Origin of the sequence: Dawidia soli (genome assembly GCF_018598185.1) — a bacterium.
Taxonomy (GTDB): domain Bacteria; phylum Bacteroidota; class Bacteroidia; order Cytophagales; family Cyclobacteriaceae; genus Ohtaekwangia; species Ohtaekwangia soli.
In genome coordinates, this window is sequence record NZ_JAHESC010000016.1 from 1 (window position 1) to 17,519 (window position 17,519).

At 50.0% G+C, this 17,519-nt stretch carries 15 protein-coding genes; 6 read left to right on the forward strand and 9 right to left on the reverse strand.

Translation table 11 applies throughout. From position 1 onward, the window contains the following. Positions 1-1,107, forward strand: a 1,107-nt coding sequence (locus KK078_RS12345; protein WP_254090585.1) for a hypothetical protein, incomplete at its 5' end; no start/stop codon positions are given. A gap of 131 nt (positions 1,108-1,238) precedes the next feature. Next, positions 1,239-1,688, forward strand: a complete 450-nt coding sequence (locus KK078_RS12350; RefSeq protein WP_254090586.1) for a hypothetical protein — start codon at positions 1,239-1,241, stop codon at positions 1,686-1,688. Positions 1,689-1,700: 12 nt separating this feature from the next. Here the strand turns inward: KK078_RS12350 and KK078_RS12355 are convergent, their stop codons facing one another. Beyond that, positions 1,701-2,447 carry a LuxR C-terminal-related transcriptional regulator gene (locus tag KK078_RS12355; RefSeq protein WP_254090587.1) on the reverse strand — a complete coding sequence of 249 codons (747 nt, stop codon included), beginning with the start codon at positions 2,445-2,447 and terminating at the stop codon, positions 1,701-1,703. 245 nt (positions 2,448-2,692) lie between these two features. Here KK078_RS12355 and KK078_RS12360 point away from each other — a divergent pair, with 245 nt between their 5' ends. Both KK078_RS12360 and KK078_RS12365 read left to right on the forward strand, forming a co-directional pair. Continuing rightward, the gene (locus KK078_RS12360; RefSeq protein WP_254090588.1) at positions 2,693-3,208 is read left to right on the forward strand and encodes a DUF1772 domain-containing protein; all 516 of its coding nucleotides are present in this window, start codon (positions 2,693-2,695) and stop codon (positions 3,206-3,208) included. Between the two features lie 4 nt (positions 3,209-3,212). Beyond that, positions 3,213-5,546, forward strand: a complete 2,334-nt coding sequence (locus tag KK078_RS12365) for an ABC transporter permease (RefSeq protein ID WP_254090589.1) — start codon at positions 3,213-3,215, stop codon at positions 5,544-5,546. Positions 5,547-5,573: 27 nt separating this feature from the next. On the opposite strand, the gene KK078_RS12370 is transcribed toward KK078_RS12365, so the two are convergent. Together KK078_RS12370 and KK078_RS12375 are read right to left on the reverse strand one after the other, a co-directional pair. Further along, positions 5,574-7,364 (reverse strand): CocE/NonD family hydrolase, encoded by a 1,791-nt coding sequence (locus KK078_RS12370; protein WP_254090590.1) that lies wholly within the window; start codon positions 7,362-7,364, stop codon positions 5,574-5,576. Between the two features lie 314 nt (positions 7,365-7,678). Further along, positions 7,679-8,452 (reverse strand): LuxR C-terminal-related transcriptional regulator, encoded by a 774-nt coding sequence (locus tag KK078_RS12375; protein WP_254090591.1) that lies wholly within the window; start codon positions 8,450-8,452, stop codon positions 7,679-7,681. A 169-nt stretch (positions 8,453-8,621) separates the two neighbouring features. Between KK078_RS12375 and KK078_RS12380 the strand changes: the two genes are divergently transcribed. Together KK078_RS12380 and KK078_RS12385 are read left to right on the forward strand one after the other, a co-directional pair. Next, positions 8,622-10,139: a hypothetical protein gene (locus tag KK078_RS12380; protein ID WP_254090592.1), complete on the forward strand. Its 1,518-nt coding sequence runs from the start codon at positions 8,622-8,624 to the stop codon at positions 10,137-10,139. Then, a complete protein-coding gene (locus KK078_RS12385; RefSeq protein ID WP_254090593.1) occupies positions 10,136-10,687 on the forward strand; it encodes a YceI family protein in 552 nt (183 codons plus the stop codon). Before KK078_RS12380 ends, KK078_RS12385 begins: the two co-directional genes overlap by 4 nt. 134 nt (positions 10,688-10,821) lie before the next feature. Here the strand turns inward: KK078_RS12385 and KK078_RS12390 are convergent, their stop codons facing one another. The 6 genes from KK078_RS12390 to KK078_RS12415 form a co-directional block, all read right to left on the reverse strand. Beyond that, positions 10,822-11,583 carry an alpha/beta fold hydrolase gene (locus KK078_RS12390; protein ID WP_254090594.1) on the reverse strand — a complete coding sequence of 254 codons (762 nt, stop codon included), beginning with the start codon at positions 11,581-11,583 and terminating at the stop codon, positions 10,822-10,824. 107 nt (positions 11,584-11,690) lie between these two features. Further along, complete coding sequence (locus KK078_RS12395) at positions 11,691-12,563, reverse strand: helix-turn-helix domain-containing protein (protein ID WP_254090595.1); 873 nt, start codon at positions 12,561-12,563, stop codon at positions 11,691-11,693. 151 nt (positions 12,564-12,714) lie between these two features. Next, a complete protein-coding gene (locus tag KK078_RS12400; RefSeq protein ID WP_254090596.1) occupies positions 12,715-13,074 on the reverse strand; it encodes a DUF4844 domain-containing protein in 360 nt (119 codons plus the stop codon). A 1,604-nt stretch (positions 13,075-14,678) separates the two neighbouring features. Further along, on the reverse strand, positions 14,679-14,798 hold the full coding sequence (locus KK078_RS30930; RefSeq protein ID WP_449508538.1) for a hypothetical protein: 120 nt from the start codon (positions 14,796-14,798) through the stop codon (positions 14,679-14,681). A 59-nt stretch (positions 14,799-14,857) separates the two neighbouring features. After that, positions 14,858-15,988 carry a hypothetical protein gene (locus KK078_RS12410; protein ID WP_254090598.1) on the reverse strand — a complete coding sequence of 377 codons (1,131 nt, stop codon included), beginning with the start codon at positions 15,986-15,988 and terminating at the stop codon, positions 14,858-14,860. A 150-nt stretch (positions 15,989-16,138) separates the two neighbouring features. Then, positions 16,139-17,509: an alpha-amylase family glycosyl hydrolase gene (locus tag KK078_RS12415; protein WP_254090599.1), complete on the reverse strand. Its 1,371-nt coding sequence runs from the start codon at positions 17,507-17,509 to the stop codon at positions 16,139-16,141. Between the last annotated feature and the right edge of the window lie 10 nt (positions 17,510-17,519).

Below are 17,519 nucleotides of genomic sequence, written 5' to 3' on the forward strand. Positions count from 1 at the left end.
TTACGTGACAGCATCTACATATTCAAACAAACCGACTATGCCCTGGCCGGCACCACCCAAACCCCGATCAACAACCACCTCACTGCCCACAACAACTACGGCCAGCCGATGTACGTAAGCGTAAACCAGTTTTACTCGGAACTGTTCCACGAGCTCCACCACGTATACCAACGCACCGCTATCAAGGGGCTAAAATTCGACAACCCCGCCGAGCTGCTGACATATCCCGAAGACCCGCACAACGACGCTTTGAGACAATACGAAAACGAAGCCCTCTTGGAAATGCTCCTCGGCCCCGCCGACAACTTCAACGACAACCTGAACAGGTTCCATACCTGCCGTACGCTGCGCAAGGCGATCATCGGTGAGAAATATAGCAACTACGAAAAGAGCGTCGAGTCTGCCGAAGGGCCTGCTACCTACTGCGAGTATGCTTACATGAAAAAGTATGGCACAACAGCAGCTGAGCAGGAATTTATTCACAAGCGCTTCTATTACTCGCTGGTGGAACCTACCTACGGACGGGACGGCCTGCGCAACAAGCACCTGCTCAGCGGCATGGCGCAATGCATCATCCTGACCCGGTGTTTTAAGGGCTGGCAGAAAGAGTACTATAATTCCGGCATGCAGCTGAACGACTTCTTTTTCTCAAAGCTCCCGGGCAGACAGGTAAAGCTGCCTTCCCTTGCCTCGTACGAAGCGAAAGCGGAATACTTCACTGCTCAGGAGAGAGAGAAGCACAGTAAGAATCTGGAAGCCTTCAATAATCAGGCTGGGCGTAAAATCACGTTGATCTTCAACACGCAGCCCGAGTTCCGCGGGTTTGACCCGATGCATGCCGAGGCGGTGAATGACAGTCTGATCATTCACTCGACGTTGTTCAAACTCGGCAAAGGCGCGAATAGCTTTACCGCAATTAACCAGCCCATACTTGCGCGGATTAACAAGCAGGTATGGTTTGTGAAGCAGGTAACATTCTTTGTTCCGGAAAATACCGTGAAGTTTGAAAATGGCTTATTTACTTGCGCAAACGAGGCGGTATCTGTGCACTGGAAGTATTTTAAGAGAGACGAGCGCGAAAACGAATATATCATCACGACTGAATAGTCAGTCCCCGCGCCACGTAAAAAGAAACCAGTTTGTAAGGAACATGATCGCAGCCCTTGATTGATTCTTTCGAGCTATTTGACTGCCCGCGTACCGGAGCGACCTTGCAGCAAAATCTAAAACATAACACTATGTCTGCATCGAAATCCGGTCATTTGAATTTTCATATTTTTTGCGCGCTGTCGTTCTTTAGTTTCGGCACAGCGATGATGGATTACTTTTTAGTGTATCCGTCACGTGCCCTTGTGGGCAACGAAGAATTTGTCGCGTATCACGCATTACTGGAAGCTGCCATTCTCCCCGTCAGCGTAGTACCATTCTTCATCATCACGATACAAAATGTGTTTTTGTTCTGGTCGAGACCGGAAAATATTGAAAAAGGACTCGTTGTGGTCTCGCTGGTTTTTCTCCTGCTGGATTGGGCCTCGTCGATCTTTTTTCAGATTCCCATGAACCTGCAACTGAACGAAGGGAAGAACATGGCGCTGATTCAAGAAGTGATTGACTCGAATTGGGGAAGAGTGTTCTTTGAGTCCACGCAGGCTTTTTTTGTTTTGATCATGATGGTAAAGGCCGAGTAGCGATAATGTTCGTCATACGATGTTCTTCGGTCTTGCAAATCGCAGAAGTTCCATCGTGTTCTTGACGTGTGTTTTCCTGAACAAACGTTGTTTGTGGTTCTTTACCGTGAAGATGCTTAGCGAGAGTTGGTCGGAGATCTCGGCATTGCTAAAACCTTTGTCGATAAGTTTTATGATGTCCATTTCGCGTGCTGAAAAGTCTTCTTGACGATCTCGAAGGATATAGCGTTTGATTCTGACCTTCTTGCTGTTGAATAGCTGGTATACGTCCAGTGTCGCCGTCACTTTTTCAGCCGTTTTCGTATAGGTACAAAAGTGGGCGTAATTTCCGCTACTGGTTTTTATGACAACTTTTTCGTCTTCGATCGCGTGATATTGTCCATCGGGGCCTTTCATTCTATAGATCAGCGTAAACCGGAGCTGACTGGGATCGTACCCTGCGCTGTGCTCATCCATCAATCGTTGTACACCAGACATGCTCGCTATATCTTCCGGGTGGATGAGATCGAGGTATTCGCTCATGGTAAGAAATTTCATTCGCTTCGCAGCAATGCCCCAGAATTCCTTACAGTTCTTGCTCACATAAAATGCTGCTTCGTGATGCTGCCGGCAGATCTGTATCACTTTGTCCGGATAGAACTGCTCGAGCATATGAGTGTATCCCATGATCGTCTGGAGGTCTGTTTCTGTTTGAAAAAATTCCTTTGCCGGGGTCCGGGAAGGGGATGCCTTCTCATCAGAAGCCTGTCTTTTTTCCATGCTTGTTCGTGTAATCAACTAAAGATACGATTTCCGTTCCAAATTGTTTAGGAGCTATTTTCGGGCCTGGATCACCTCTTCGGCACCCATCCGGTTCGGAGCGCGCTTCCGGCTGGTAGTATCGTTCCGGCACGTACCGACGCCGGGAATTCAGTTGATGTTCACACGCGCGATTCTGACTTATAAATTAGCACTAAAGAACTATTGAGCGAGGACAACGCCGGTGCGTGTTTTGTGACAAAAACATGATGCGTCTATCATTGATAAGTTTGTTCCTGGTGATTCTGCTGACAGGATTTAACGCAGGAATCGGGTTTGGAAATGCCGTTGGTTACATGCCGGGGTTTGAAGATACACCTGCCGCCCATGCGCTTTCGTACTGGCAAAATGCAGATCATTATTTCCGTACGCGTATGCCCGCTTTCGGAAATATCATGTTGCTTTCCCTGGTGCTGGCGATTATCTTTCAGAGCAGGAACTTTAGAGAAGTGGGCTACTGGCTATTGGTATGTGCGTTGTGTTTCTCCATCGGAGACCTGATTGTAATTCTCACCTTAAATCTTCCATTGAATGAGACGATGCAGAAGCTCGATCCCGCACATGTAAATGTGGGCCAGTTCGAATCTCTTCGAAGAAACGCCCTCAAAGCATATCATCTCCGATCGTTTCTAACCATCGGAGCCTTTGTGCTGGCCAATCTCGGAGCATTGTCTTTAACAAGAAAAGTGGCTGTCGAAAACTTTCCTCAAAGAAAAACGTGACCCTATGATACGGTATAGCATAATCTTTGCTAAACGCTTGTTTTTTCGGAATCTCTCTTATTCACTCCTTGCACTGGGCAGCCTGTGCGTAGGCATCACGTGCGCGCTGATCATCTTCCTGTGGGTCCAATACGAACTGCGCTACGACCGCCAGGACCCCGCGGCAGACCACGTGTTTGCCGTGCTGAACAATGAGAATATCGACGGAGATATCGAAACTCAGGAAGAGACTGTTGTTCCATTGCTGGATCTGCTGCCGGACATGCCGGAAGTGAAGGCGATGACACGACTGGACAACACCCGGGAGCAACTTACAAATGATACGATTACCGTTACACGACGCGGAGTCTTTGCCGACAGCACCTTCTTTGACATCTTTCCGAGCCCGTTCCGCGAAGGATCGCCGGTGGGCACACTTAAGGACAGTAGGTCGATCGCGCTCTCACGTGAGCTGGCCCGGTTACTTTTTCCACAGCAGCAGGCCGTAAATCGTTTTGTCGTTCTCGGTGCACGCGGTGAGTATAAGGTAACAGCTGTGTTCGAAAATTATGCACCCAATAACAGCCTGCATTACGTTAGCTTTGTTGCATCCTGTCACGCACAACCACATGAAGCAGAAGCGCGGCAGAATTATTATGTACGGCTGCATCGGCCCGAATTTGCCCCTACGGTAGAGCAACGCATCGATCGAACGTTCAAAGCGTATTTCAAGAACGATCACGTAAAAGCAAAACTCTTCTGCCTGACTGACTGGAGACTGCACTGGAATTTTGAGAACGGCGAGGTCTCCGGTGGACGCATTGTCTATGTAGTCTTGTTCGCGACAATTGGCGTGTTCATTCTGGTGATGGCCTGCGTGAATTACATAAACCTCGCCACCGCCCGGGCATCCAGGAGGGGGAAGGAGATCAGTATCCGCAAGGTGAGCGGCGCCCAACAGAAAACACTGATCCTGCAGTTTCTGATGGAGAGCGGCGGCCTTTCGTTTGCCGCCACCGCGGTATCCGTGCCATTGGTATCCCTGGTTTTGCCTTTTTTCAATTACATTTCTCAACTGCCACTCACCCTGGATCTGCATCAACCAGCGTTGTTAGCGGCGCTGGTTATTATCCCCATCTTGACCGGCATTTTAGCCGGCGCCTTTCCGGCTTTCGTAATGTCGTCACTCAGACCTGCGGCAGTGATAAAAGGTAACTACGCGATGCTCCTGACTGGCGCAAGCTTACGACAGGGGCTGGTAGTTTTTCAATTTGTGTTATCCGTCATGATGATCTTTGGATCATTGGTGCTGTGGCAGCAAACTGACTTTCTGGTAAAGAGAGAAGTAGGGTATGATCGGCATAACGTGATCAATGTCTGGCTGCCCGGCAGGCCATTTCCGATGGAAGCCCTGAAGGATCAGATCACACAGCATGCCTCCATCGTGGGTGCGGCCTATGGTGGAGCAAGCCCCATGGAGATCAATGGTTATGCGGATGTAACATGGGCCGGCATGCCAACCGGAAAGAAAATATACTTTTATGGTGCCTCAGCAGACTTTGATATGATCGAGGTTTTAAAGATAAAGACGATCGATGGTCGGAATTTTTCACGCGCCTTCCAATCTGATTCGGCTAACTATGTGGTGACGAAGCAGGCCGCCGAGCTGCTGGGCTTTTCAAATCCTATAGGCCAGAAGATCACCTATACGATGTTTGGCGAAAGAGAAGGCGAGATTGTGGGCGTTATCGAAGACTTTCACAATGACGACATCCATCTGCCGATGGCTCCGGTCATCTTCAGCATCGGCAAGCGACATGAGCTTACCAATCTTTTTGTACGCTATCGGGAAGGAAAAGCTGAGGAAGCCGTAGCGCATGTAAGAAAGGTTTTCCATCAGGTTGTGCCCGATGAATTGCTCGACTATTCCTTTCTTGATCGCGATTTTCAGGATCAACTATACCAGGAGTACTTCGTAGGAAGATTGTCACGCACGTTTACAGTAGTTTCCCTGGTCATCGGATGCCTCGGATTGGCCGGTCTTTCACTCTTTCAGAATGAGCGGCGCGCCAAGGAAGTCGGAATCCGCAAAGTGCTCGGGGCCTCCACACGCCAGGTGATCTCTGTATTGTTGCGGGATTTTGTAAAACCGGTGGGCCTGTCATTGGCCATCGCATTACCGCTGGGAGGCTATGTGATGCAACGATACCTTGAACGTTATCCTTACCGCGTTCCGCTGACTATTTTTACGTTCCTCATCGTAGCAGGCATGTTAGTTCTTTTGGTGCTGTCGGTCGCCATGTCCGGTGCGTACATTGTTGCCACGAAGAATCCGGTTGAGAATCTGAAAGCGGAGTAAGGACCTGCCGTCCTTACTCCCATGGAACTACTGCGCCGGATGTGCGCCGGGAAAATAGATCCTGGACCCACGCGAGCCGCCACTATGAACTTTCAATTTTCCTTTCCGGGAATCACGCAAGGTTTCCATAAACTTGTGTTTTCGACTGCTATAATTCTTTTGTGTCGCTGCCTCATTGATAGGCCGAAGCACTGCCCGTATTTTAGATCCCCTGGCAATGCGCTTTGCCATAAAAAATGAATTATCGAGCATGAAGCGCATGACCCGCCCTTCTTTCAAAAGCTCTATCCGATCACCTGCCACACTTAACCGCTGCCCGACAAACGACAGGGGATAACTCTTTCCTTCCGCCGTTACCTCGTAGTAACGGAGCTCGACGTCGGCGTCATAGATGCCTTCGACACTTAAGTAAAGGTCCGCTACCGGCGATCCGATCAGATCGAATGCTTTGTCAAACCTGGGAGAATCGAAGACAAGTTGAGGTGTCTGATTCAAATAATTTTCGTTACCGCCCGCAGCGATCGGAAATTCGTCACTAAACGGCATCACGCCGCGGTGTGTATAGTCATTTTGTATGGTGTCGACCAGCTGGGTCGGATCGATGTCAAGACTCAATGCCGATACGTCCTTCGAGGCCCCCGACAACGCATGCCCGGACATGTAAAAGGCAAGCGTATCGTGGGCCATCGCCGCCAACGACGGACTGTGACGCCAGCCGTCACCGATCACATAAACATTCACTTTGTCTTTTAACAGCTTGGGCAATGGGCTTCCTTTCAGAACGTGGTTGTACCAGTCTACATTGAGCATAGTTTTGTTGACATAGGCGGTACTATCGAACGTGTAATAGTGATAACGACTAAAATGCCGGCCAGTCTGCGCAGTAAAATGATCATATGGACCGATCAGCAGGTAGTGCCTGTTATCGGGGCGATTTTTTACGTGCATATTATAATAATAGAAAGCACCGCGCTGATCAGAATCGAAGTAACCGGTTATCGTCAGAATAGGAACAGTAATGTTACTGAATTCCCGATCGGTCGATGGGTATTGGGATGACCAGTACGAGTCGAACGTAGGATGTCTCAACCATTCCTGATAGTTTGCATTTTGCTTACCGGCCACCGAATCTAATTTTGTCGCTGCAAGCCCGCTTCGGTAATGGGTATTGTAAACACTCCGCCACATTGCGGAATTATCAAAAGAACTGTCGTCACAATATGCGCCATCGATAAATGACAGCCATCGCAAAGCATAGTTCATGGGGATCCCATTCAATATCGGAAAGTCCTTTCCGGGCGCCGCCGCCACCATCGGGATAATGGTTTTTAGTGCAGGGTGTGGTGTTTTCATCGCAGCCCATTGTGTAAAGCCCAGATACGAGCCGCCACCCATGGCCACCTCGCCGTTACACCAGGGTTGTTTACTTAACCAGTCGATCACCTCGTATGCGTCCCGGCCATCGTGTACAAAAGGCTTTTTGGCGCCCTCTGATTTGCCCGCCCCCCGGGTATAGATCATCGCAAAAGCATATCCCTGATTTGCCGCCAGCTGAAAAATAGACGTGTTGGTCTTCACGTCCTCCGGACGTGCATAACAATTGAACATCAGCACCACCGGCACGCGTTCACTTGTAGGAATGGACACATGTCCGGCTAATTGTGTACCGTCTCCGAGCTTTATCCGTACATTTTCGATCACCTGGTAAGGCCGCTGTTGCCCGGAGGCAACACCGGTAAAACTCAATAAGAAAAAAAGAAATGAATATCTTCTCAGCGCCTCCGTCGGGCGCTCCTTACGATTGTAGTCCCTGTTCATTTTGTTTCTTGGTAATTTGTTTTAGTGCTGTTTATTTAATTTGGTTCTCTAAAAAAACGAGGCAAAGATGCAGATCGGATTTTTCTATGTCATTAGTACTTTAGTGTCATTTTAACCAAAGCACAGCACGTCACGTAGATACAGAAGGAATTGGTCCAAAGGCGCTACTGGGCCTGAGGAATAGAAAAAGTATTCTTGCGGAAAGGACTGGATGAAGCGTCGGCCACACGGAAGGAACTTCCGGTCACATGGCAAACGGTGGCACTGCTCACGGAAGCCACTTCGTTTATCAGTGTACTATTACTGGCGAAATCTTATGATATCGCTGACCTTTGCACATAGTTGGCCAGCTCGACGCTGTTCCTGACGTTTACCTTTTTAAACAACATTTGTTTGTGATTCTTGACGGTATAAATGCTGATGCCCAACTGCTCTGCAATTTCTCGGTTCGAGAATCCTTTGATCACAAGCGTTGCAATATCGTTTTGTCTGGGGGTGATATCCTTATCTTCCTGCTGCGGATTGTAGGTATGGATCTTCCGGTAATTGCCATTGATCCTTTTGTATACCTCCATCTTTACGTGATAGAACTTTTCTTCCTTCGACATATCCTGGTACACCATCATGAAGATGTAATTTTTCTCCCTGATCCTGACCGCAACCTGCTCGTTTCTGATATGAACATACGTACCACTGCCGTTCCTGATCCTGTAATGAATGGCAAAACGATGAAGCTCAGGGTCGCCCGGCTTTTGGGCTTTGATAAAGCCGAAACATTGCTGCACCGCGGGGAGGTCGTGCGGATGGATCAGTCCGAAAAAATCCGGCAATGACATCTTCACAAGCTTCGCCCATGCGTGTCCCAGGATCTGCTCACAGCTCTGGCTGAAGTATTGAATTCTGGCATGCGATACCGGGCACAAGCCCAGGCCGCTTCCCGGAAAGAGCTTTTCAGCAAATTGTAAATGGCTGAGAATGATCTGCTCATCCTCTTCTATGGCAAATGCCGGAACGGGGTGCGAAGATATCTCTTGTCCCGCAAACAGATCTACGAAAGCCTTCGATGCAGTTTCACTATTTATTCTCATAACCATCCATTGAAAGATCTTACCTGAACGCGTTCTCAGTAGCCTGTAAACGCTGGCAATCCCGGCTGGGTTGTGTACCCGCCCCATACATGAAAATTGATTCTTTGGTACTATACCACGGGCACCCCCACAAAACGACATTTGTGCCAAAAAAACAAAGTTGTTGCTGATGAAAAAGATCTGGATTACCGCTATGGCCTTCCTGGGTGTCACCTTATTGGTTTCGTTCACCCATCATTTTGAGATCGATATTCCCAGAACCTGGGATCTGAAAGCCATCAAGGATTTTCACTTACCACCTCCTGATACTTCTGTTGAAGTAAACTATGCGCCCGAAGCCTATTATTATGCGTTACCTGAGCACACCATCACAAAGGTTTATCCGATGTACATCCGGGAAGCCGAACGACCCGGTTATCTGGATTCTTTACGACAACTGGACCCCGAGCTTGTCTTTGACCCTTCGAGGCTAAAGACCCAGGAAGACTGGATAAAAGCCGGCGAGCTGGTTTTCCACTGGCCGGTCGCCTATACGCCTGTCAGCGGCAAGGTTTCAGGAATCGACTCCAGTCTCTTCAGAGGCTCAAAGGGAAGGATCACGAAAGAGGGCATCTACCCGTTCAGCAGCTACGTGATAAACGAAAAAGGCAGCCTCCTCGTAGGCTCACTATCGTGTGCATCGTGCCATACCCGCGTAACGAAGTCGGGAGAGGTGATCCCCGGGGCGCAGGGCAATGTCTATAACAATGTCAGGTTTGTAAAAATGATCTTGTCCGGAAACGTTCCTTTTCCGTTTTTTCAGGAGGCTACATTCAAGCTCACCCACGCTCCGTGGGCGCCAAAAAGTCTCGCCAGCAAACCTTCTACCGTGGAGGAGCTTGCTGATTTTTTTAACGCGGGCAGGCCCGGGGTCTCCGACCGCCAGGGCACGGCATACCAGTATCCCGCCATTATACCAAGCCTCATCGGTATCAAAGACATCCGGTACCTCGACCGCACCGGTCTCATGAAACATGACGGCCCGGCTGACATGATGCGTTATGCCGCATTCAATCAGGGCATGGACATGCTTACCGCTTATAACGGATATATTCCGGGAGGGAAAAATGCCAATGCACAATTGCCGGCACCCGCGGAATGGAGTCATCCCTTCGGCTACACCGGAAAGCGCTATAGCGACGAGCAACTTTACGCACTCACCCAATACATCTACTCCCTCCAGCCACCGAAGAATCCGGAGACATACTCCCGGAAATTAATCGCCCGTGGCAAAGCGATATTCAATCAGTCCGGCTGTGTCACCTGTCACACGCCGCCGCTCTATACCAGCAACAAGCTTACACCCGTCAATGGATTTGAACCACCGCAAGACCACTTTGACAAATACGATATCTTTAACGTTTCCGTGGGAACAGATTCTGTTACGGCATTGTACTCGCGCAGAGGAACGGGCTACTACAAAATACCTTCCCTGAGAGGGGTCTGGATGCAGGATGCATTTTTTCACAACGGCAACCTGACTACGCTGGAAGAAGTTTTCGACCGCAAGCGCCTTATGCCCGGCTATGTGCCATCGGGATACAAGCCACCCCATCGGAAAACGATGGCCGTGAAAGGACATCCATTCGGGCTCGACCTGAGCGAAGCCGATAAAAAAGCGCTGATCACCTTTTTGAAAACCTTATGATGCCAATGTCCGTGACGCTGCATTTTTTTGCAGCACTGTACCTGGTAAGTCATACCATACATGCACAAAATAAACCGGCCGCCACCACAGAGTCCCTTGTGCGCTTCAGTATCTTGAATGCTGGGATCGAAGTAGAAGGCACGATGGAAATATCAAACGCCGATATTCTTTTCAACCCAAAAGACCCCGCGCAGAGCACCATTTCAGCCAGCGCAGATCCCGCCACGATCAATACGGGAATCCCGATACGTGATGCTCATCTAAAAAAAAGCGACTATTTCAATATTGAAAAATATCCGGACGTCCGGCTGCAGTCCACAGGATTCCGAAAAGCGGGGCGCAGATTCATCGGATATTTTGATCTCACCATCAACGGTATAACTAAACCGGTGATCCTTTATTTCACCTGTAGCGCCAACAACAATGTCCTTTTATTCAATGGAACCCTGGATATCAACAGGCTGGACTACAACCTGGGGGAAAAAAGTATAATACTGCACGAACACGTAAAAATTCGGATTACATTCTCGGACAGGACAGCATTCTAACTGCGACTGAATCAGACACCGCGTTCGATTTCCGCGAGACCATTTCAACAGTAATTCTTCCAGATCCGAGCGCCATGCAAATAGCCGGTTAGCACGTAAATCACTAACCGGCTATGTCCCAGCGTTTAATGCGATTATTGTATCGCGTTTAAGATCTCCACAAGTTTTTCAGGCATGGAGAAAAAAGGAGAATGGCTGCTTGCCAGCGTATACACTTTCTTACATGGCACATGCGTCGACAGGAATGTCTTGTCCATATCCCTGCCTTCGGTGCAAAGAATATAGTATTTTGGTATCTTCCCGTAAACGTCGTCTGTCAAACGAACTGGAGTTGCCAAAGGAGCAATCGGTTCTTTTGAAATCCGGGGTAGTGCAAACTCTCTATCCTCTTCGGAACAATCGTGATAAAAGATCTCTGCCGCCATCCCGGGATTTACAAAATTTGTTTTGTGATCCTCCGAAATGATAAGATTCTCGACAAGGCCGGGCTTACGTGAACGAGGGGTCAAACTTTTCAACGTCGCCTCCACCAACGCGAACAGCGATTCCCCGTCCCTGGGAAGGAATGCATCGAGATAGACCAACGCCGCGATCTTTTTCCCGCCAAGCTTTTCCGCTGCTTGTGAAATTACGATGCCCGACATGGAATGTCCAACCAATATTACCGGCCCGTTTTGATCCTCGACAGCCTTCACTACTTCGTTTACGTAGTCGTCCAAACCGATATCCGATGTACGCCCGAGATCCCGTCCGTGCCCCGGAAGATCGATCGCTATGGCTTTATGCCCCCGGGCTTGTACCAGCGGAATCACTTTATCCCAACACCAGGCGCCATGCCATGCTCCGTGGATTAGAAGATAAGTTTTACCAGATGGAGAAAATGCTTCATTCGTCATTGTTACTAAAAGTAATGGTAGAAAAATAGATTGACTTCACACTGAAATAAATGTGAAGCAAAATTGAACGTTCTCTACCAATAACAGGTGGTAAAAAAAAGACATTCTTAACCCGGGAAGACAGGTGACTCAGCACGACTTTTATAAATTTCAGATGCCAGGCCAAGCCGTCGCTCAGGCGAGTTGCTTTCCAGGCGGTGGAAGTCGTTAGGTGTATGCTTTGTGAATTCTTTATAATCTTTGATCAGGTGCTGATAATCGAAATATCCGCAATCAAACGCTATCTGCAACCAATCCCTATCCGGGTAAGCATTTTTTATATTGAATGCTTTCGTGAAGCGAACGATCCGCAGGTATGTTTTAGGATTAACGCCGGTCCGCTCATAAAACTTCCTCGTGAATTGTTTGGAAGATAAGCATGACTCCGCCGCGAGCCAGTCGAGAGAGGCCTTGCCACCGGAATTTATCATCAACCTGCTTACGGCATCCAGCCGGTGAGCATCTTTCCGCGCATGGCGTGCTACGGCATTCATAAACCGGTCGGCTATCAATATCATCTGGTCGTAGCTCACGGCACTTTGCAACTGCTCAAGCACTAAGCGGATAGTTGCTGAAAAGATCTGCTCAGCATCAAGATATTTGTCGGTTAACTCAAAGGAAGAAATGCCGGTGAGTCGAAACAATGCCGTTGGCTGAAAAACGATGTTGAATGTTATAAAATTCTTGCCCTGCAGATATCGATTAATAACCGAGGTTTGTTGACCCGCAAGGACTACCGGAAATTTATAGTCCATTTTGGGGCCATTACCCAATTGAACAAGCTCCCGCTCGCGAAGAAAAAAGTGCAGGCATACTTCCGGCCTTGGCGCGTAGGCTTTAAAGACAGGCTCCGGCATCTTCACAAAGTCAAAGTGAACGATCCGGTAACACCGCACAAATTCTCTCAGCGATGGATGAGGTGCAAAATCTTTCAAAATCATCCCAATGAAATTAAGGCATAACTTGAAACGTAAATCCCTAAAATCAGTTTTCGAATGTGTGCTGAAACGCGAAATAGGTTACACAACTTTCTCTAAGAAGAACGATAAGCCGAGTCAAATTCAAGAACTAGCGAAAGTTACCAAACCCGCATCATCCTACATCAAAACCGTACAGCCACGTATTTAAAATGCCACCGGAACTTTCCACCCCGACGGCATCCATCATTTGTTGAAAATAAAGGCCAACGCGCTCACGATCTTCTGTATCTATATAAAGACCTGACTCATCAAAATAAGACAGCCCTTTACGTATGGCTTCCCGATAGGCCTCATCGCCGCCGCTATGTACTACGTTTGTAAATTCATCGATCCCCTTATTAACCAAGCCTGTCAAGGTTTCTTTATCAGCCTCATCGGCAATGCCCGGATAAAAAATGTTCATATCCTCCAGGAACTTCTCGTCCATCCGGAGCTGACGCAAATTTGCAAGTGACTCTTCTTTCGATTTCATAGAATATTGATTCTTTACTAATTATTTTCCTTTATCACAAATATTCTTGAACACTTTAACAATTTATTTTTACCGATGCTATTTGCGGCCATTGGAAATAAAACCATCCCCGCCAGGGTTTCGACTCTCGAACCGTTCGATCGACCAATTCCCGGATTTCGTTGTCAATTCCATCGACAGGCCCCGAAAAGATCGGAGCCATGTCCGTCAAATTCCAGGATATTCAATAGATATCCAATAGTTTATAAAGTTATTATTAATATATACTCAACCATTATATAGCTATTCAACATCCTTTGCATATAGCTATTTCCTTAAAATTTAATTTATACAATTGATTGACCGAAAACATCCATCGCCTATCTTCGGTCCAGACACCGCTCGTTAACCGCGGCTGTTGGCTAAAATCCTCTCGTTACCTTAACTAATCGACTATGCCATTTCTCGAAGGACCTTTCGCTTTTACCGGAAAACTGGACATGCTCAGCGCGTATCGCATGCGCGGCGTGGACGGGATCGTTATTCGCCGCAAGGGCGGCCCGAGCCGGGAAAAAATTAAGACCAGTCCCAGCTTTAAAAATACGCGGCACACCATGTCCGAGTTCGGCGGCTGCTCGCGCCTGGGCAGCTATGTGCGCCTGGCAATGCACTCTATCCGGCAGCTCTCAGACTATAATTTCGGCAGCGACATCAACAGCATCATGCGCCAGGTACAGCTGCGCGACGATACCGGCGCGTGGGGACGTCGTAAAATTACACTCTCCGAGCATGCCCGGATCCTCGAAGGTTTCCAGACTACGAAGAAAGCTCCCAGCTTCGACTCCATCATACGCACACCGGTATACTATACCATGGACCGGGCCAATCGCGCGGCGCGCGTGGAAATCCCGGAGCTGCTGCGCGATATTAATTACTTTCCGCAAAACAACCATGCTATGTTCCGCCTGACGATTACGTTGGGGATTGTGCCCGACTTACGCTACGATGTACCGGAAAAAGAATACCTGCCGGCGAAGTGGTATGATCAGGCGTGTTATGCCAAGTCTGTGTCGACAGCTTGGAACCCTTCGCTGGAAGGGATGGGAAGCACAGCGTTGGATTTAGCGATGGATATGCTGCCCCCTGAAGGTGGGTGGACGCTGATGCTGGCGATTGGAATACAATACGGGTCGTTTCGCGAAAATGGGAAGATTGATGAAGTGAAGCGGTTTGGGGCGGCGAAGATATTGGCGCTACGTGGGAAGGACGGTGCATCTGCAGGTGGTGCCGACGACGGTGGGCATCAGGAGGCTGAAGTGGACTTTGTCGATGAGGTTGTGACAGAGGATGCTGTGACGGAGGATGTCGCCGCGGACGGAAATGAGGTGGAGCAGCGCGGGTATCGGGAACCGGAAGTGCGGTATGTATATACGATGAAAGATGTTGCGGGCGAAAAGAGAGAAAGTATTGTTTATTGCTACACGATTTCGACTTCTGATACGCGTGTAGCGACCACAACGGACGCGGACGCCGGAGAATTGAACGATACGAAAGATCAATCTTTACAGCTTGTGGAGTCTGAAGGCAGTCGGAAGACCGCGGCCGTCCGCCGGTGGTCAGACGAGTTACCCGTAAGTCTGTCGCGTCGCCACTTCATGCACGTCGATTCCGTCAAAGAAGATCTCGCTAATGACGGTGTCGTCGTATTTGGCTCCTTCGTAAACCTCCAGGATTTCAAACTTCAGGCTCCACGGTGGGAATGCTGCGAGCTTTTTGCCATCGACGCGATCGGCGTTGCCGACGTCTACGGTACCATGCGTTTTAACGGTCCGGCTACCTTACATTCGTCGATGGTGATGGGCAGGCTGGCTTTGCCGGCGGGGTCGCTCCAGTGGCCGGAGAGGTAAAGAATGCCGGAAGGGTTGTGGTGCAAATTATAGGCGCCTTCTTTGTATTCGCGGTCGATCTTTATATTGAATTTGCCGGTGGGGCGTTTGTTGACCGTTTCGATCAGCGTGATGGTTTGGGGAGTGTGCTTGCCCGTGAGGATCAGGGGCTGGAGCTTGTCGTCGTAGTAGTAATAACCGGTGACTTTGTCGGATCTGGTATCCAGGTTGATGGCCATGGTGAAGGCCTGCCGGGCGTCGATCTTTCCGAAAAGATACAGGTTGGTAGGGATCTGCCCTTTCATCTTTTGATTATACAGACACTTGTCGACACCGTACCGGGTGGTGTAAGCATCGTCCAGCAGCACCTTCTGCCCCATCGGACTGAGGTGTTGTCTGAGCGAATCCACGGGCATGGATCGCATGATGTCGGGAGCACAGGCTCTTACCGCGTGGGGGAAACAGTCGTTGGTGAGCGAGAAGTAAAACCAGCCGTTCTTGATCTGATACCAGTCGATATCGTAATAGCTGCAGTAGGGGTCCATGTCGCCGGCACAGTCCACGGCCTTCTGAAAGGCGCCTTTAACAGACGTCAGCCAGTAGCGGTTCAGGAAGTCGGTGTACCCTTTCAGGGTGAACAAGGCTTCGAAGGGTATGTCTTCATTCTGGATGTAGTCGCCGGTGCGCAGGTCGAAGAACATCTCTTCTTCTACGTTGGTCGGGTAGGCTCCGTAGTATTCCCCGGCAAATGCAATGAAGAGCAGGTCGTCTTTTACTTCCGACCGAAAGCTGACGTCGTACCACCGGAACTCGGTGAGCTCCTTTTGGTCGAAGCTGTTGATCATGAACCGGTCCAGCAGAAAGGAGTCGATCTTTGCGACCACCTTGGTGTAGCGCCCGGACGTGTCGCGTACGCGGGGGAGTCGCGAAACGACGCTGTTGTCGATGGTTTCGGTTAGCGTAACCGTGTCGACCACAATAGCGTGCTGGGCCTGTGTGCCGATGGTTGCGAGTATGAAGGTCAGAAAAAGCAGGTTGCGCATGGACATTTGGGGCTGCGGTTGGTAAAGATACAAAAACGGGTGAGATGCAGCGAAGGATAAAAAATGGTCCGGGTTTCCCCGGGCCAGGCCGGGGTAACAGTGTGAGTGTGAGCGCGAAGAAGAGACGGACGCCCTTCTTCGCGCTCGCGCTCACACTCACGCTGCTTTCAGTACCAGGTACTGGTAGGGCGCCAGGGCGACGGTCGTCGTAAGGGTAACGGGGGTGCTGGTGAGGGCGTTGGTCCAGGTGGTGTTTTGAACGGTGGCGTCGAGGGGGTACGTGATGGTGGTGTTACGGGTGTTGACCAAGACCAGGTACTCGTCGCTGCCGCTCGTGCGTTTGAAGGCGGCGATGTCGTTGTGCGTAAACGATGTTAGCGTGCCGGTCGTGAAGGCCGGGGAGGCATGGTATACCGCGAACAGTTTTTCGTACTGTTGCTGCATGGACGGATTGGCGGTCCAATCGATGGGATTACGGGTGAAGAAGGGCAGGTTGGTCTCCTGGCCAACTTCCTGACTGCTGTACAATAACGGCACGGCACTGGTAAAGATCGTGATGACCGATGCGGACAGGGCGCCGTCGTTGCCGTGGAAGAGGGCGACGGGCGTTTCCTCGTAGGCGGATACGTCGTGGTTCGTGGTGTAGCGCAGTTTGTGCGCGCCGGCGGGAATGCTGTTGTATTCGGCCTGGTGGGTGGTAAAGATGGACGTGGCGGCTTTGCCGTCGCGGTAGACTTGCTTGAGGTTGGTGTAGAAGTCCCACGCGTAGTTCATCTGGAAGCCGGCGGTGAAGTTGTCGGCTTTGCCGCCTTCGGCCAGGTAGATGAGCTTGCGGCCTTTGATGGCTTTGAGCTCGTCGAGGGCTTGTTTCCAGAAGTCGGTCGGCACGAAGTCCACGGCGTCGCAGCGGAAGCCGTCGACGTTGGCTTCGAGTACCCAATACTTCATGGCGGCGATCATGGCCTTGCGCATGTCGGCGTTGTCGTAGTTCAGCTCGGCCACGTCGTTCCAGTTGGTGCCGGGCGGGATGATGATCTCGCCGGCGGCATTCTGCGTATACCACGATTTGTTTTGCATCCACGGGTTGTCCCACGCGGTGTGGTTGGCCACCCAGTCGAGGATCACGGCGATGTTACGGTCGTGCGCCTTTTGTACCAGCTCGCGCAGCTTGTCGAGGTTGCCGAACTCGGCATTCACCTCGAGGTAATTTTTCACCGAATACGGTGAGCCCAGGCCCCCGGCGGAGCGCACCTGTCCCACGGGGAAGATCGGCATCAGCCAGAGGGTATTGATGCCCAGGGCCTTGATCTTATCAAGCCGGTCGATCACCCCCTGAAAGTTACCGGCCTGGCTGAACGCCCGCAGGTTGACTTCGTAGAGCACGATGTTCTGCGGGTCGGGCACGCCGGCAAAGGGTACGCCGTATTGTTTGGGGCCATCGTCAACTGGTTCGGGTTGCGGGGCATTGTCTTCGCTGCCGCAGGCCAGCAACATGCAGGCCATGAAGCAGATCTTTTTCATCATCATCAAAGTCATG